The 16,919-nt window shown below is 73.0% G+C and carries 9 protein-coding genes; 7 read left to right on the top strand and 2 right to left on the bottom strand.

Annotated elements, in window-relative coordinates; translation table 11 throughout:
* The first annotated feature begins 44 nt into the window (after nt 1-44).
* Nucleotides 45-1,169, top strand: a complete 1,125-nt coding sequence (locus tag ACWD4O_RS43410) for a GuaB3 family IMP dehydrogenase-related protein (RefSeq protein ID WP_329220292.1) — start codon at nt 45-47, stop codon at nt 1,167-1,169.
* A 672-nt stretch (nt 1,170-1,841) separates the two neighbouring features.
* On the opposite strand, the gene ACWD4O_RS43405 is transcribed toward ACWD4O_RS43410, so the two are convergent.
* Nucleotides 1,842-3,050: a nucleotide sugar dehydrogenase gene (locus ACWD4O_RS43405; RefSeq protein ID WP_451288565.1), complete on the bottom strand. Its 1,209-nt coding sequence runs from the start codon at nt 3,048-3,050 to the stop codon at nt 1,842-1,844.
* A 267-nt stretch (nt 3,051-3,317) separates the two neighbouring features.
* On the opposite strand from ACWD4O_RS43405, the gene ACWD4O_RS43400 reads away from it, so the two are divergent.
* The 6 genes from ACWD4O_RS43400 to ACWD4O_RS43375 all read left to right on the top strand — a co-directional run bounded on the left by ACWD4O_RS43400 (nt 3,318) and on the right by ACWD4O_RS43375 (nt 15,750).
* Nucleotides 3,318-5,024, top strand: coding sequence for a glycerol-3-phosphate dehydrogenase/oxidase (locus tag ACWD4O_RS43400; protein WP_451288564.1), 1,707 nt, complete (start codon nt 3,318-3,320; stop codon nt 5,022-5,024).
* Nucleotides 5,025-5,344: 320 nt separating this feature from the next.
* Nucleotides 5,345-7,537, top strand: coding sequence for a serine/threonine-protein kinase (locus tag ACWD4O_RS43395; protein ID WP_451288590.1), 2,193 nt, complete (start codon nt 5,345-5,347; stop codon nt 7,535-7,537).
* Between the two features lie 297 nt (nt 7,538-7,834).
* The gene (locus ACWD4O_RS43390; RefSeq protein WP_451288563.1) at nt 7,835-10,366 is read left to right on the top strand and encodes a protein kinase; all 2,532 of its coding nucleotides are present in this window, start codon (nt 7,835-7,837) and stop codon (nt 10,364-10,366) included.
* Between the two features lie 159 nt (nt 10,367-10,525).
* Nucleotides 10,526-12,271: a serine/threonine-protein kinase gene (locus ACWD4O_RS43385; RefSeq protein WP_451288562.1), complete on the top strand. Its 1,746-nt coding sequence runs from the start codon at nt 10,526-10,528 to the stop codon at nt 12,269-12,271.
* A 140-nt stretch (nt 12,272-12,411) separates the two neighbouring features.
* On the top strand, nt 12,412-14,058 hold the full coding sequence (locus ACWD4O_RS43380) for a serine/threonine-protein kinase (protein WP_451288561.1): 1,647 nt from the start codon (nt 12,412-12,414) through the stop codon (nt 14,056-14,058).
* 57 nt (nt 14,059-14,115) lie between these two features.
* A complete protein-coding gene (locus tag ACWD4O_RS43375; protein ID WP_451288560.1) occupies nt 14,116-15,750 on the top strand; it encodes a protein kinase domain-containing protein in 1,635 nt (544 codons plus the stop codon).
* Here ACWD4O_RS43375 and ACWD4O_RS43370 read toward each other — a convergent pair.
* On the bottom strand, nt 15,747-16,751 hold the full coding sequence (locus ACWD4O_RS43370; protein ID WP_451288559.1) for an AraC family transcriptional regulator: 1,005 nt from the start codon (nt 16,749-16,751) through the stop codon (nt 15,747-15,749). The genes ACWD4O_RS43375 and ACWD4O_RS43370 overlap by 4 nt on opposite strands.
* Nucleotides 16,752-16,919: the final 168 nt, after the last annotated feature.

Raw genomic sequence — 16,919 nt, 5'->3', positions numbered from 1 at the left:
CGATACTGGAAGACGCTGCAACGCATCAGGGAAAGGCCACACACGTGACTGAGATCGAGATCGGGCGCGGCAAGCGCGGCCGCCGGGCGTACGCATTCGACGACATCGCCGTCGTCCCCAGCCGCCGTACGCGGGACCCGAAGGAGGTCTCGATCGCCTGGCAGATCGACGCCTACCGGTTCGAGCTGCCGTTCCTGGCCGCCCCCATGGACTCGGTCGTCTCCCCGGCCACCGCGATCCGCATCGGCGAGCTCGGCGGCCTCGGCGTCCTCAACCTCGAGGGCCTGTGGACCCGGCACGAGGACCCGCAGCCGCTGCTCGACGAGATCGTCGAACTGGACGCGGACACCGCGACCCGCCGCCTCCAGGAGATCTACGCGGCCCCCATCAAGGAGGAGCTGATCGGGCAGCGCATCAAGGAGGTGCGCGACTCGGGCGTGGTCACCGCGGCCGCGCTCTCCCCGCAGCGCACCGCCCAGTTCTCCAAGGCCGTCGTCGACGCGGGCGTGGACATCTTCGTCATCCGCGGCACCACGGTCTCGGCGGAGCACGTCTCCGGCTCGCACGAGCCGCTGAACCTGAAGCAGTTCATCTACGAGCTCGACGTCCCGGTGATCGTCGGCGGCTGTGCCACGTACACCGCGGCCCTGCACCTGATGCGCACCGGCGCGGCGGGCGTCCTGGTCGGCTTCGGCGGCGGCGCGGCGCACACCACGCGCAACGTGCTGGGCATCCAGGTCCCGATGGCCACGGCGGTCGCGGACGTGGCGGCGGCCCGCCGCGACTACATGGACGAGTCCGGCGGCCGGTATGTGCACGTCATCGCGGACGGCGGCGTCGGCTGGTCCGGCGACCTGGCCAAGGCGATCGCCTGCGGTGCCGACTCGGTGATGATGGGTTCCCCGCTCGCGCGCGCGACCGACGCGCCGGGCCGCGGCCACCACTGGGGCATGGAGGCCGTCAACGAGGAGCTGCCGCGCGGCAAGAAGGTCGACCTCGGCACGGTCGGCACCATCGAGGAGGTCCTCACGGGCCCCTCGCACACGCCCGACGGCTCGATGAACCTCTTCGGCGCCCTGCGCCGCGCGATGGCCACCACCGGCTACAGCGAGCTCAAGGAGTTCCAGCGCGTCGAGGTGACGGTCGCGGACTCGGTCCACCGGCGCTAGCGGCCGCGTAGAACGACGGCAGGGGCCGGTCGACTCACTCGCGTGAGACGACCGGCCCCTTTCGCATGCCCGGACGCGCCCGGGGACACGGGGACACGGGGGCGCGTGGTGCGGGACGGGGGCGCACGGTTGCCTTCGAGGCGAATCCGGGCTGGTCAGGGGGGTCGCGGGCGGTAGCGTCCGGGTTCGGCGCCCCAGTTGTGTGGGGTGCCCCCTTCCAAGGACATCGTTCCGGACCCCGGCCGTCGGGGCCCGGCCCGAGTTCCTGAACGAGCCGTCTACCGGGCCTATGGGCGGCGTCGTGGAAGGGGGCGCCCATGGGTCGCCACCGCAAGCCCACCCGCTGGGACCGACTCCGTCTTCGGATGGTGAAGTGCCGGAGGAGGTGGATCTTGCGTCTTTTCGGATGGTGAGCGGCCGCCCCCAAACACAGTAGGGGCGGACACTCCGTGAACCATCAGGAGCCTGCCGCAGTGACCGCTGCGGTGGGCTCCACCCTTTTCGGATGGTGAGCGGCCGCCCCCAAACACACTAGGGGCGGACACTCCGTGAACCATCAGGAGCCTGCCGCAGTGCCTGCTGCGGTAGGCCCCACCTGTTTCGTACGTTACCGGCGCGCCGGGTCGTGCGCCACCAGCCTTCGGAGCCCGTGGCGGGCCTGTGCGCCCCGGTTCACAACCGGTGCGCCGCCCCTGTAGGGGTCGCTCCCCGAGTGTCCAGCAGTAGCTGGGCCTTCACCGACAGGCCCTGGAGGTCGTAGGTGCGGTGCTGCTGGAGCAGGATCGTGAGGTCGGCGTCGGCGGCGGCCTCGTAGAGGGAGTCGGCGCGGGGGACCGGGCGGTCCAGGACGCTCCAGGACGGCACGTGCGGGTCGTGGTAGCTGACGGCGGCGCCCAGCTCCATCAGGCGGATCGCGATCTCGCGCGCGGGCGTGCCGGTCTGGTCGGCGAGGTCGGGCTTGTAGGTGACGCCGAGGAGGAGCACGCGCGCGCCCCGCGCCGACTTGCCGTGCTCGTTGAGGAGGGCGGCGGCGCGCTGGACGACGTAGCGGGGCATGCGGTTGTTGACCTGCTGGGCCAGTTCGACCATGCGCAGCGGGCTGCCGGGCCGGCCGGTGCGGTCGAGGGGGACGGAGTGGCCGCCGACGCCGGGGCCGGGGCGGAAGGCCTCGAAGCCGAACGGCTTGGTCTCCGCGCAGCGGACGACGTCCCAGAGGTCGACGCCCAGGTCGTGGCAGAAGACGGCCATCTCGTTGACGAGCGCGATGTTCACGTGCCGGAAGTTGGTCTCCAGGAGCTGCACGGTCTCGGCTTCCCGCAGGCCACGCGCGCGTACCACCTTGTCGGTGAGCCGGCTGTAGAACGCCGCGGCGGACTCGGTGCAGGCGGGGGTGAGCCCCCCGATGACCTTCGGTGTGTTGGCCGGGGTGAAGGCGCGGCTGCCGGGGTCGACGCGGCTGGGGGAGTAGGCGAGGTGGAAGTCGCGGCCCGCGCGGAGGCCGGACGTCTCCTCCAGAAGCGGTAGCAGGAACTCCTCGGTCGCCCCGGGGCACACCGGCGACTCCAGGATGACGGTGGTGTGCGGGCGCAGATGCCCCGCGAGGGTGCGGGCGGCCGCCTCCAGCTGGCTCAGGTCGAGTCCGCCGTCCGCGTCGCGCGGGGTCGGGGCGCAGATGACGGCGGTGCGCACCCGGCCCAGCTCGGCGGGGTTGGTGGCGGGCCGGAAGCCCCCCGAGAGCATCCGGCGCAGTTCGGCGGGGCTGAGGGAGCCGGCCTCGGGGCCGGTGCGGTAGCCGACGGTGGCGATGCCGGCGGCCACGGCGGCCTGGGCCAGGGGCAGGCCGAGCGGGCCGAGTCCGATGACGGCGAGATCTGCGGGCATGGCGTGAGCCGTCCTTCCCAGTAACCGAGGTGGGACAGGTGCGCAAGTCCGGTGGACAGGATGGACGAGCGCAATGTCAGACTAGGAGTAAATATGACCGTTATGCGGGATTGATCGACTGTGTTGGGCGGCTGTGTTGAGCGGCCGGTTTCCCGGCAGGTCGGTTCCGGTTCCGTGAGAGTTGTCCACAGGCTGGGGGCGAGTGGTGGCTGAAGTCGGGCAACGCGGTCAGAATCTGGGCAGGGGCGACCGACAGCGGGAGGCACCGTGAGGACAGCGACACTGGGACCGGCGCAGCGGGCCGAGTCACTGGCGGCCATGGCCGAGCGCGAGCTGGACGTGCTGGTGGTGGGAAGCGGCGTGGTCGGCGCGGGCATCGCCCTGGACGCCGTGACACGCGGCCTGTCCACCGGTCTGGTCGAGGCGCGTGACTGGGCCTCGGGCACGTCCAGCAGGTCCAGCAAGCTGATCCACGGCGGCCTGCGCTACCTGGAGATGCTCGACTTCGCCCTGGTGCGCGAAGCGCTGAAGGAGCGCGGACTGCTGCTCGAACGGCTCGCTCCGCATCTCGTGAAGCCGGTGCCCATCCTCTATCCGTTCGAGCACAAGGTCTGGGAGCGGCTGTACGCCGGGATGGGCGTCGCGCTCTACGACGCGATGTCCATGGCCCGCGGGCACGGCCGCGGCCTGCCGACACACCGCCACCTGAGCCGCCGTCACGCCCTGCGCATCGCCCCCGCCTTGAAGAAGGACGCGCTGGTCGGTGCGTTGCAGTACTACGACGCGCAGATGGACGACGCGCGCTTCGTCGCCACGTTGGTGCGCACCGCCGTGTCCTACGGGGCGAAGGCGGCCAACCGCGCGCGGGTGACGGGGTTCCTGCGCGAGGGCGAACGCGTCGTGGGCGCGCGCGTGCAGGACGTCGAAGGGGGCGGGGAGTACGAGATCCGCGCCCGGCAGATCGTCAACGCGACCGGCGTGTGGACCGACGACACCCAGGCGATGGTGGGGGAGCGGGGGCAGTTCCACGTCCGCGCCTCCAAGGGCATCCACCTCGTCGTGCCGAGGGACCGGATCAGCTCCTCCAGCGGGCTCATCCTGCGCACCGAGAAGTCCGTGCTGTTCGTCATCCCCTGGGGCCGGCACTGGATCATCGGCACGACCGACACCGACTGGGACCTCGACAAGGCCCACCCGGCCGCGTCCAGCGCCGACATCGACTACCTCCTGGAGCGGGTGAACTCGGTGCTCGCGGTGCCGCTGAGCAGGGACGACGTCGAGGGTGTGTACGCGGGGCTGCGGCCGCTGCTGGCCGGTGAGTCCGAGGCCACCAGCAAGCTCTCGCGCGAGCACACCGTCGCGCATCCGGCGCCGGGACTGGTCGTCGTGGCGGGCGGCAAGTACACGACGTACCGGGTGATGGCCAAGGACGCGGTCGACGAGGCGGTGCGCGGGCTCGACCAGCGGGTCGCCGAATGCGTCACGGAGGACGTGCCGTTGTTGGGTGCGGAGGGCTATCGGGCACTGTGGAACGCGCGGGCGCGGATCGCCGCGCGGACCGGCCTGCACGTGGTGCGGGTGGAGCATCTGCTGAACCGCTTCGGGGCGATGGCGGAGGAGGTGCTGGACCTGATCGCCGCGGACCCGTCACTGGGCGAGCCGCTGCACGCCGCCGACGACTATCTGCGCGCCGAGATCGTCTACGCCGCCTCGCACGAGGGGGCCCGGCATCTGGACGACGTGCTGACGCGCCGCACGCGCATCTCCATCGAGACCTTCGACCGCGGCACGCGCAGCGCCCGTGAGGCCGCCGAGCTGATGGCGCCGGTCCTCGGCTGGGACAAGGACCACATCGAGCGCGAGGTCGAGCACTACGAGAAGCGGGTGGAGGCCGAGCGCGAGTCGCAGCGCCAGCCCGACGACCTGACGGCGGACGCGGCCCGGCTGGGCGCGCCGGACATCGTGCCGCTGTAGGCAGCAGGCAGCAGGCAGAAGGCAGCAGACGGCAGGCGCCTGGGCGAATGGCCGGGGGGGCTTCACTCGAACGAGTGTCGTTAATCGGGATCTCTGTTCGGGACCGGCGCGTTGTACGGATTGCGAGGGCAGAACTCGGCGGCGGGCAGGCCGTGGAGCGCTCCCGCGCGCACTCTGGCCGGAGCGTGCTGCACCTTCTGGCCGGAATGCTCCACTCCTGGGATGCGGTCCGAATGCGATGAGAGGCACCCTGGGCGTCGGGCACTTGTCGGGTGAGGGACAATGGAGGCTCTGTCAGGGCGGGTTGCATGAGGGGACGCATGTCGGAGGCGGAGCGGGCGGGAGCATCCCGTCAGGACAAGAGCGCACGTCTCCTCGCCGGGCGGTACCGGCTGGGAGACGTACTCGGCCGCGGCGGCATGGGGACGGTGTGGCGCGCGGAGGACGAGACCCTCGGGCGCACGGTCGCCGTCAAGGAGCTGCGGTTCCCGGGGAACATCGACGAGGACGAGAAGCGTCGGCTGATCACACGGACGCTGCGCGAGGCCAAGGCCATCGCGCGGATCCGCAACAACAGCGCGGTGACGGTCTTCGACGTGGTCGAGGAGGACGACCGGCCGTGGATCGTCATGGAACTCGTCGAGGGCAAGTCGCTCGCCGAAGTCATCCGTGAGGACGGCGTGCTGGAGCCGAAGCGTGCGGCGGAGGTCGGGCTGGCGATCCTCGACGTGCTGCGGTCGGCGCACCGAGAGGGCATCCTGCACCGTGACGTGAAGCCGTCGAACGTGCTGATCGCCGAGGACGGCCGGGTCGTGCTCACCGACTTCGGCATCGCCCAGGTCGAGGGCGACCCGTCCATCACCTCCACCGGCATGCTCGTCGGCGCGCCCTCCTACATCTCCCCGGAGCGGGCCCGCGGTCACAAGCCCGGGCCGGCGGCCGACCTCTGGTCGCTCGGCGGTCTGCTCTACGCGTCGGTCGAGGGCTCGCCGCCCTACGACAAGGGCTCGGCGATCGCCACGCTCACGGCGGTGATGACCGAGCAGTTGGAGGAGCCGAAGAACGCGGGTCCGCTGAAGGACGTCATCTACGGCCTGCTCACCAAGGACCCCGCGCGGCGGCTCGACGACGCCGGTGCGCGGGCGATGCTCGACGCGGTGCTGCACGCGCCCGAACCACGGCACGCCGAGCCGGCGGACGCGACGAAGCTGGTGCCGCTGCCGCCGCAGCCGGACGGTCCCGAGGGCAGGGGGAGTTCGGCGGGCGCGGAGGCGGGCGAGAAGCTGCGCGGCGCGTTCCGGTCGGTGCGCAAGGCCGCTGTCGCGGCCGGGGCAGCCACCTCGGCGGCCGCGTCCCGCGCCAAGTCGGCGAACGGGACGGGTGCTTCCGGTTCGGTGAGCGCGGGTGCCGCGCGGAAGGACGAGGCGCGTAAGGACGAGGCGCAGAAGGGCGGTGCGGCTCGGGGCGCCGGGGCCACCGCTTCCGCTTCCGCCGCCGCGCCGTCCGTCGCCCCGTCAGCGGCTGCCGCGCCTGCTGTGTCGGCTACTTCCTCCACGGCCAAGGCCAAGGCCACGGCGACTTCGACTTCGGCGTCGGCTTCGGCTTCGGTGAGCGGTTCGGCGTCGTCGTCCGCGTCCGTCCCGGCGGCCCGTTCCGGGTCCGGCTCCGGTTCGGGTGCCGATGCTGCCGGTGCCGGTGGCCGGAGTTCGGGCTGGCCGGTGATGACACCGCCGGACCTGCCGCCGCGGCACGTGCCCAGGGCGCCGCTGACCGACGTGGTGCCCAAGCGGACGCTGGTGATCATCGCGGTCGTGGTGGTGCTCGCGGTGCTCGGTACCGTGCTGGCCCTCACGCTCGGCGGTGGCGACGACAGCGCGAGCGGCTCGCCGAGCGGCGGCGCCTCCCGACCGGTGGCCGGCGGAGGTGCGAGCGCGAGCGCGAGTGCCTCCACCAAGGAGGACGAGGCTGGCGGGACCCGTACGGACGGGTCGCAGTCGCAGTCCACCGGGTCCGGTTCCTCGCCGAGCAACACCGCCGCGGCCGGGGGCGCCGGGTCCGGTGCCACCGCCACCGCGGCGACCAAAGCGGCGACGACGTATCGGGGCGGGCAGGGCTACTCGATCGGGCTGCCCATGGGCTGGAAGTACCAGTCCTCGGACTCCGCGGGAGACCGTTTCACCGGCCCCGACGGGCAGAAGCTGCTCGTCGCCTGGACGACCACGCCCAAGGACGACCCGGTCGCCGACTGGAAGAACCAGGAGCGCTCCATGGAGCGCTCGCAGTACGCGAAGATCCGAATAGCGAAGGTGAACTACCGGGGCTGGAACACGGCCGACTGGGAGTTCACCTACACGGACGGCGGGACGGCGTACCGCACCATCGACCGCGGGTTCGTCGTGAACGACAGTCTCGGGTACGCGCTGATGTACACGGCGAAGTCCGCCGCGTGGGACACCGAGCTGCGTACGACCACCTGGACGACGCTGACGGAAACCTTCACACCGAAGAAGTAGCAGTCGAAGAAGTAGCAGCAGCAGCAGAAGAAGAAGAAGCAGCAGAAGAGCAGCAGTCGGGGAACCAGCAGCCGGCGAGGGGGCAGTCGGCGTGGCAGCGGCCAACTCGGCCGTCGCCCGGCCGTGTTCGGGGCGTGAGATCTGGGGGTGAGATCTGGCATCCCCTCTTTGCGGGTTGCCTCCGGCACGTATCGTGAGTGGCTGCGGACCGTACGCATCCAGCTATCCGGCCGGATACGGCTGTAACGGCACGCAAGACGAACGGAATTGACCGACCGAGCGGCCGGGGGAGGCAACGTGGACGACTATGCGGGTCGGGTACTCGTCGACCGCTACCGCCTGCCGCTGCCGCCCTCCGACGAGTACGAACTCACCGAGAGCCGGGCCTTCGACACCTACAGCGGGCAGGAAGTCCTGGTCCGCCAGGTGCCGTTGCCGGAGGTCGTCGAGGCCGAGGTGCTCGACGCGGAGGGGCTCCCTGCGGGGTTCACGGCGCGTGAGCGCGGGGCGCGGCCGCCGGGGCCACGAGACATGGGCGCGGGCGCGGGGACGCGCCGGCCCGCCGATCCCGTCGTACGGCGTGCGATGGAGGCGGCGCAGGCCACGGCGAGCATTCCCGACCATCCGCGGCTCGACCAGGTCTTCGACGTGTTCGCCGAGGGCGGTTCGCTGTGGATAGTGAGTGAACTGGTCGCCGCGCGGCCGCTCGCGGCCCTGCTCGCCGAGAAGCCGCTGACGCCGTACCGGGCCGCCGAGGTCGCCGCCGACGTGCTGATGGCGCTGCGGGTGCTGCACGCGCATGGCTGGGTGCACCGGAACATCACCGCCCGCACGGTCCTCGTCTGCGACGACGGGCGGGTCATGCTGACCGGCCTCGCGGTCGGCGCGGCGGAAGAGGCGCTGTGCGGGTACGACCCGGTGCCGCCCGCGGACGCGGCACAGGGCGCGGCGGAGAGTGAGCGGAGCCGGGGGAACGGCGGGCCCGGGCCGGCCGCGGCCCCGGTTCGGCAGGGTGGCCAGGGTGGCCAGGGAAGCCCGGTCGGCCCGACCGGCCCGGGTGTTCAGGGCGGCTCGCGTGGTCCGGTCGGGCCGGCTGCCGGTCCGGCCGCCGTGGCGGGAGATCCCGAGGCCGCGCGGCGGGCCGCCATAGAGGCGCGGGGGTCGGGTGCGTTTCCGGTGGCGGCGGGTGAGCCGTCCGGCGGAGGCGCGGGCGGAGCGTCGGGAGCGGTGGCCCGTAGAACGGCGCCCATGGAGACCGGCGGAGACATTCGCGCCGCGCGGGCCGGGGCGATCGCCGCCTACCGCGCCGGAGCGCGGGCCGCGGCCCGGGTGCAGGAGGCCCAGGAGGCCCAGCAGAACGGGCGCGCGGCCCTGCCCGGAGCCCGTACCCCGGCCGAAGGCGGCCCCGGCACCATGGGCGGCAACCCTCCTGGCCAGATCGCCGACCCTTACGGCGTCGCCCCTTACCGCGTCCAGGGCCCGCCCGCGCCCGTCCCCGGGGGCGAACCGGCGGCCGGGCCGACCGAGGCACCCGAGGCGGTCGTCCGGCGCGGGCCCGCCAGCGCGCTTGCCGCCGAGCGGGCACGACAGGCGCGGATGGCCGTCGTCGGGCCGGTCACCGAGCGGTGGGCGCCCGAGCAGGCCGGGCCGGTGCACGAGAACTGGCAGTTGGCCGCGCCGATCGGTCCCGCGACCGACCTCTGGGCGCTCGGCGCGCTGCTCTTCCGCGCCGTCCAGGGGCATGCGCCGTACCCGGAGGAGTCGACGGCCGAGCTGGTGCAGATGGTGTGCGCCGAGCCGCCCGCCTTCGCCGAGGAGTGCGGACCGCTCAGGCCGGTCGTGGAGTCGCTGCTGCGCCAGGACCCCACCGAGCGTCTCGACTTCGAGGAACTGCGGGGCTGGCTGCGCTCGCTGGTCCGCTCGGCGCCGGAGCCGGAGGCGGGCGCCTACGTCGTCGCCGCGCCGCCGACCGATCCGCGTCGGCTGCCGATCGTCCGCCGCAAGGGCGAACTGGTGCGCAGACGGCGGGCCGGGCTGCCCGCGACGCACGGCCGGCACAAGAGGTCCCGGCAGGAGACGGGCGGTTCGCCCCGCAGCCTGGGCCGCACGCTGCTGGTGCTGATACTGCTGCTGATGGCCGCGGCGGTCGCCTACGCCGTGCTGTTCCTGCCCAAGGCCGGCGAGGACGGGGAGGCCGGCACGGACGGCTCCCAGCGGACCGGCGCCACCGGCACGTCGGCCGGCCAGCCGCCCACGGCGAGCAGCGAGCCGCGGCCCGACCAGACCTCGCCGGGCACGGGCTCCTCCGCCTCGCCCTCCTCGCAGTCGGGAGCGGAGGCCACCCAGACGCAGACGGGCGGCTCGGGCGTGGAGGTCGCCGACGGATTCACCCTCCGCACGGACGACGCCGGCTTCCGGATCGCCGTGGCCAACGGCTGGGACCGCACGCCGAAGAACGGGCGCGGTCAGGTCGTCTACTCGCACGGGGACTTCGAGTTGATCGTCGTGGCGGGGCGGGACAGCGCGTCCGCGAACGGCAGCGACCCGATGGTCTACCAGCGGGAGAAGGAGAGCGAACTCCAGCCGTACCGCGACTCCAGCTGGGCGACGGCCTCCGGGCTGCGCACGACGACGGTGGGCGCCCGGACCATGGCCGAGGGGCAGTTCACCTGGACCGACGCCGACGGACGGGCGCTGTACGTGCGCAACCTCGCGATCCTCATCGCCGGGCGGTACCACATCGTGCAGGTCAGAGGGCCGGAAGCCGAACGGGACGAAGTGACGCGGCTGTACGACCAGGCGTCGGCTACCTACCAGTACACGGGTTGAGCGTCACCCCGGAACTCCCTGTGCGCGCTCCGGTTCCCGTGCGGCCCGGGAAGCGACAACCGTCACAGTGCTGTCTCCTTGGCACCCCCGTGGTTCCCCGGACGCGGTCCGGTCTTTACGCTGAGCTTGTCAAGACCATTGCGGGGCAACGTGAATCAGATGCAGGGCCTGCTCCTCGCGGGCCGCTACCGGCTTGTCGACGCCATCGGCAGCGGCGGCATGGGCCGGGTGTGGCGCGCCCACGACGAGCTGTTGCACCGGGCCGTCGCGATCAAAGAGCTGACCGCCGCGCTCTACGTCGCAGAGGGCGACCAGGCGATCCTGCTCGCGCGCACCCGCGCCGAGGCTCGCGCGGCCGCGCGGATCAACCACTCCGCCGTCGTCACCGTCCATGACGTACTGGAACACGACGGCCGGCCGTGGATCGTGATGGAGCTGGTCGAGGGCCGTTCGCTGGCCGACGCGGTCAAGGAGGACGGGCGGGTCGAGCCCGCCGAGGCCGCCCGGGTCGGTCTGTGGGTGCTGCGTGCGCTGCGCGCCGCGCACTCCGCCGGCGTGCTGCACCGTGACGTCAAGCCGGGCAATGTGCTCCTCTCCGATGACGGCCGTGTCCTCCTCACCGACTTCGGCATCGCCCAGATCGAGGGCGACAGCACGATCACCCGGACCGGCGAGGTCGTCGGCTCCGTCGACTATCTGGCCCCCGAGCGGGTGCGCGGCCAGGACCCCGGTCCGTCCTCCGACCTGTGGGCGCTGGGCGCGACGCTGTACACGGCGGTGGAGGGACGGTCGCCGTTCCGGCGCACCTCGCCGCTGACCACGCTGCAGGCCGTCGTCGAGGAGGAGGCCGCCGACCCGCAGTACGCAGGGCCGCTCGGCCCCGTCATCACGGCCCTCCTGCGCAAGGACCCGGCCACCCGGCCCGGCACCGCGGAGGCCGAGCAGCTCCTCGCCGAGGCGGCCGAGGGACGGCGCCCCAGCGGGGCCCAGGCGTATGTGCCGACGCAGTTCGGGGGGCCGGACCGGGCCACCGGCGGTCACCACGCCATGGGGCACTCCATGGGCCATTCCATGTCCCACGCCACAGGCCATCCCACAGGCCATTCCACGGCCGGTACCGCGTACGTGCCGTCGGCGCCGGAGGCGTCCACGCCCGTGCCGGGGCACCCCGGGCACCCCATGACCCACGCGACGGCCGTGGGACCGACGCACATCGGCCCGGAGGCGGGCCCGGTCGGCCGGCCGCCCCGGGGGCGTCGTCGCAGGCGCACGCTCGCGCTCGTGGTCGTCCTCGCCGCGCTGGTCGGCGGGGTCGCGGCGGTGTCGCTGCAGAAGTGGGACCAGGACCGGCGGCAGGAGTCCGGCGGGTCCGCGTCGGCGTCCGCCTCGCCTAGCCCGTCGTCGACCGGCACCCCCGTCCAGCAGGGCTCCGACGCCGACTCCTGGCAGAAGGTCGACGACCCGCTGGGCTTCGGGCTCTCCCTGCCCAAGGGCTGGGAGCGGGAGGTGTTCCAGGACGACGGCGACCTCCAGCAGATCGACTACACACCCGACGGCGGCGAGCACTTCATCCGCATCGCGCTCGACAAGTCCCCCGACTTCAGCGACCCGTACGCCCATCAGATCGACCTCGAACAGCAGGTCCAGCGGCTGGTCGACTACGACCGGGTCACCCTGGAGAAGAACGTCTACCGCGACCGCGACGGCTCCGAGTGGGAGTACACGTGGACCGCGCTGGCGAAGGACACGAAGTTCCCCGGGCCGCGCCGCGCCATCGAGGAGACGTACGTCGCCCGGGACGGCGCCGAGTACGCGATCTACATGTCCTCGCCCGCCGACGACTGGGCCACGACGGCCGAGCAGTTCAAGTCGGTACTGCAGAGCTGGCGGGAACCGACCTCGTAGCTTCGGACCGGCTTCGGACCGGCTTCGGACCGGCTTCGGACCCGGCTTCGGACCCGGCTTCCGGCGACCGCGCGGCGGCGTCCCGCAGTTGGCCGGACGGAGCCCCGGAGGCGCGCCGTCCGGTGGGGCATGATGGCCCCATGGGGACCCAGGGGGGCGGGAACGACGTACGGGTCATCGCGGGCCGTTACCGGCTGGAGGCGAGGCTCGGGCGCGGGGGCATGGGGGTCGTGTGGCGGGCCACGGACCAGCTGTTGGGACGGCGTGTCGCCGTCAAGGAGCTGACCCAGGACGACACGCTCTCCGCCGAGGAGGCGCGGGGCCGCCGCGACCGGACACTGCGCGAGGCCCGTGCGGTCGCGCAGCTGAGCCACCCGCACATCATCGTCGTGCACGACGTCGTCGAGGACGGCGAACGCCCGTACATCGTCATGGAGTTGATCGACGGCGGCTCGCTCGCCGACCGGATCGCCGCGCAGGGCCCGATCGATCCGGCGGAGGCGGCCCGGATCGGCATCGCGCTGCTCGGCGCGCTGCGCGCCGCGCACACGGCCGGGGTCCTGCACCGGGACATCAAGCCCGCGAACGTCCTGCTGGAGCGGGACAGCGACCGGGTCGTCCTCACCGACTTCGGGATCGCGCAGGTCGCGGGCGCCACCACGCTCACCGAGACCGGTTCGTTCGTCGGCTCGCCCGAGTACACCGCGCCGGAGCGGATGTCCGGGGCGCGGACCGGCGCGGAGTCCGACCTGTGGTCGCTCGGCGCGCTGCTGTGCACGGCGCTGAGCGGCGAATCCCCTTTCCGGCGCGACTCGTTGGGCGGCATCCTGCACGCCGTCGTCTTCGCCGAGATCCGTACGCCCCCGCAGGCCGCGCCGCTGCTGCCCGTCGTACGGGGGCTGTTGGAGCGCGACCCGGACCGGCGGCTGGGCGTGGCGGAGGCGGAGCGGCTGCTGCGCGCCTTCCTGGACACCGGGCGTACGCCGGCGCCGGTGTCGTCCGGCTACACCCCGACCCAGGCCGATCTGCCCCGGCCCCGCCCGGAGCCACCGGCCCGGGAACGCTCCACGCGGGGCGTGCTGGTGGCCGCGCTGCTGGTCGCCGCGATGGCGGGGGCGGGCGTGTCGGCGGCGGCGCTGCTGCTGAACGGGGACGGTGACGGCGACGGCGGGCGTACGCCCGCGAGCTCGGCGCCGCCGACGGCCGGTTCGGCGTCGGGGTCCTCGACGGGCGGGACGACGAGCCCGAGCCCTACGGGGAGCTCCGCCCTGTCCCCTACGGCGACGCCCACCTCGTCCCCCAGCCCGTCCCCCAGCCCGTCCCTGACGGCGACCCGTACGCCGTCCGTCCCCTCCGGCTACCGGGTGGCCGACGACCCGGCCGGGTTCGCGCTCGCCGTGCCGGACGGCTTCACGCGCGTGCCGCAGGGCGAGCGGGTCTTCTACATGTCCCCGGGGCAGGTCTTCCGGCTCGGCATCAAGGTGTCCGACCCGCCGTCGGACGGCCCGCTGGGCGTGATGCGGCGGGCGGCGGCCAAGGGCCCGGACACCAACCCGGGATACCACGACGGCCGGGTCACCGAGACCACCCACGGCGGTCGCCCCGCGGCCCTCTGGCAGTTCACCTGGAACGGCTTCAGCGCGGCGGAGGGCCCCCGGCACACCTACGACCTGTGCTGGGAGGAGGGCGGGCGGCTGTACGACGTGTGGGTGTCGGCGCCGGTCGGTCAGGCGGCGGAGGCGCGGGAGTACTTCGACGTCGCCGTCGACACGTTCGTAACCGGGTAGTCGCAACTCTCCACAGCCAGTGGATACCGGCCTGCCTGGCGCGATATGGATGGACCCATGAATCATGACGGGGGAGTCGGCCAGGGGGCCGACGAGACGACGAGTTTTGTTCTGCAACCGCCGAACCCACGCCCGGCCGGTCCGTCCGTGGCGGTGCCCCCGCAGTCCCGGGAGCAGCCGCAGGAACCGCAGGAACCCGGCATCGGCCGGCTGATCGCGGGCCGCTACCAGCTGCTGGCCAAGCTCGGGCACGGCGGCATGGGCACGGTGTGGCGCGCCAAGGACGAGACGGTGGACCGCGAGGTAGCCGTCAAGGAACCCCGTGTGCCGGACCATCTTCCCGAGCGCGAACGAGCCAACGCGTTCGAGCGGATGCGTCGCGAGGCGCGGGCCGCGGCCCGGCTCGACCACCCGGCCGTGGTCAATGTGCACGACGTCGCGGTGGTCGACGGCCGGCCGTGGATCGTGATGGAGCTGGTCCACGGACGCTCGCTCGGCGATGTCCTCCAGGAGGGCACGCTCAGCGCGCGCGAGGCCGCCCGGATCGGCCTGGAGCTGCTGGGCGCGCTGGAGGCCGCGCACGCGGCGGGCATCCTGCACCGGGACGTCAAGCCGGACAACGTGCTGCTCGGCCGGCACGAGCGGGTCGTCCTCACCGACTTCGGCATCGCCCAGATAGAGGGTGAGACGAACCTGACCGACACCGGCGGCTTCGTCGGCTCGCCCGAGTACATCGCCCCCGAGCGGGTGCTGGGCCAGCGTCCGGGCCCGGCCTCCGACCTGTGGTCGCTGGGCGTGGTGCTGTACGCGGCGACCGAGGGCGTGTCGCCGTTCCGGCGCAGCAACACGCCGGCCACCCTGCAGTCCGTCCTCAACGCGGTGCCCGCGCCGCCCGCCGCCGCGCAGGGCCCGCTCGCCGAGGCCGTCAACGGGCTGCTGGAGAAGGACCCGGCGCGCCGTCCGGCCGCCGGACAGGTGCGGGCTCTGCTGGAGGCCGCCGCGAACCCGCCCACGCCCCGGCCCACGCAGGCGGTGTCGGCGCCGGCGCAGGGCGAAGTCCCGCCCGCCCGGCGCCGGTTCGGCCGCACGGCGTGGATCGGGCTCGGCGCCGTCGTCGTCGCTGTGGCGGCAGCGGCGTATCTGGTGGTCGCCGATCCGTTCGCGGGGCCGCTGCCGGACGGCTGGAAGACGAAGCACGAGCAGGACGTCACCGCGACGCTGGCGGTGCCGGACAGCTATGTGCGCCGCGAGCCCGAGAAGGCCGCCGCCGACGAACACTGGGTGAGCTACACCGACCCGAGCGGCGCGATCTCGGTCGTCCTGCTGGTGGACCGCAAGGCGACGGACACCCGCCGCGACATCAAGGACTCCGCGGCCGCCGAGATGTACGCCGACAACGGGGACTTCAAGGAGTCCGGCAGCTACGAGCTCGACATGCCGAAGAATCCGAGGACCCGGACGGACGACAACGCGACCTTCCACGGCAGGAAGGCCGCCGGGAACACGGTCGTCTACACGACCGACGACACCCAGGCGCCGGCCCCGCGCGAGCTGAGGATCCTCTACTACAAGTCCACCGGCGGCGACATGTACAAGCTCGTGATCGGCTACCCGGGCAAGGGCGACTTCACGGCGCGCGGCCGTGAGGTGGCGAGCGCGGCGATCGCCAACCTGAAGATCGACAAGCTCTAGCCGACGGTCCCTGCGGTGGTCACCGTTGGGGCACCTGCGGTGGTGCCTGCCGTGGTCCCTGTGGTGGTGTCGGCGGAGCGGTATCGCCCCGGTGTCGTTCCGAACTCCCTGCTGAAGGCGTGGGAGAGGGCGTACGGGCTGCCGTACCCGGTCTCCCGGGCCACCGTGGCCAGCGGTGCGTCGCTGCCGCGGAGCCGGGCCGCGGCGAGGGTCAGCCGCCACCACCGCAGGTACGCCATCGGCGGGCGGCCGACCAGCGCGGTGAAGCGGCGCGCGAGCGCCGCCCGGGAGACGCCCGCCCGGGCCGCCAGGCTGTCGTTGGTCCAGGCGGCGGCCGGGTCGGCGTGCAGCGCGCGCAGTGCCGCCGCGGCCACCGGGTCGCCCAGGACGGCGGGCCAGACGCCCGTCGCGGCGTGTGCCAGCCACGCCCGGACCATGTAGACGAGCAGCAGGTCGAGCAGGCTCGGCAGGGCGAGCGAGGAACCGGGTCGGCGACCGTCGAGCTCGCGGGCCAACAGGTCCACCGCGGCCCGGAGTTCGGGCGGCCGGTCGGCGTGGTTCGCCAGCTGCACCACCTCGGGAAGCTCCGCCAGCAGGGGGTGCGTGCGGCTGCGGTCCAGGCGGTACTTGCCGCAGAGCAGCTCGACGTCCCGTGTGTCCTGTACGTCGCCCACGAGATGCCGCCGGCCGGCCCGTTCGACCTCATCGACCCCTTCGACCTCTTCGAACGGTGTCGCTCGCGCCGCCGTCCTCGCGTCCACCGGCCCGTCGGCCAGCACATGCCCCGCGCCGTGCGGCAGCAGGACGACGTCCCCCGCGGCCAGCGGCACCCCCGCGCCGCCGCCGTCCGGCAGCAGCCAGCAGCTCCCCGCCAGCACGACATGGAACCCGGCGCCCTCGTAGGAGGCGATCCGGGTGCACCAACCGCCGCTCACGCTCAGCCGGCTGGAGTGGGGCCGCCCGGTGCGCACCGAGGAGATCGCGTCGCTCACCACGTCCATGAAGGAAGGGTACGTGAGACGCACACGTATCGAGATGAGCGGTTCGGGCATCGAAACGCTCAGTGGCGTCTCCCTAGTAGTGCCTGGTCAGGTTGATATGGGGTCTGGCGTGGTGCGGTGGCAGGTCGGGCAGGCGCCGGTCCAGACCGCGAGGAGTGTCTGCAGCTC

The organism is Streptomyces sp. NPDC002623, from assembly GCF_053592635.1.
The sequence above is the reverse complement of the archived record's forward strand: the minus strand, read 5'-3'. Positions and strand labels throughout refer to the sequence as shown.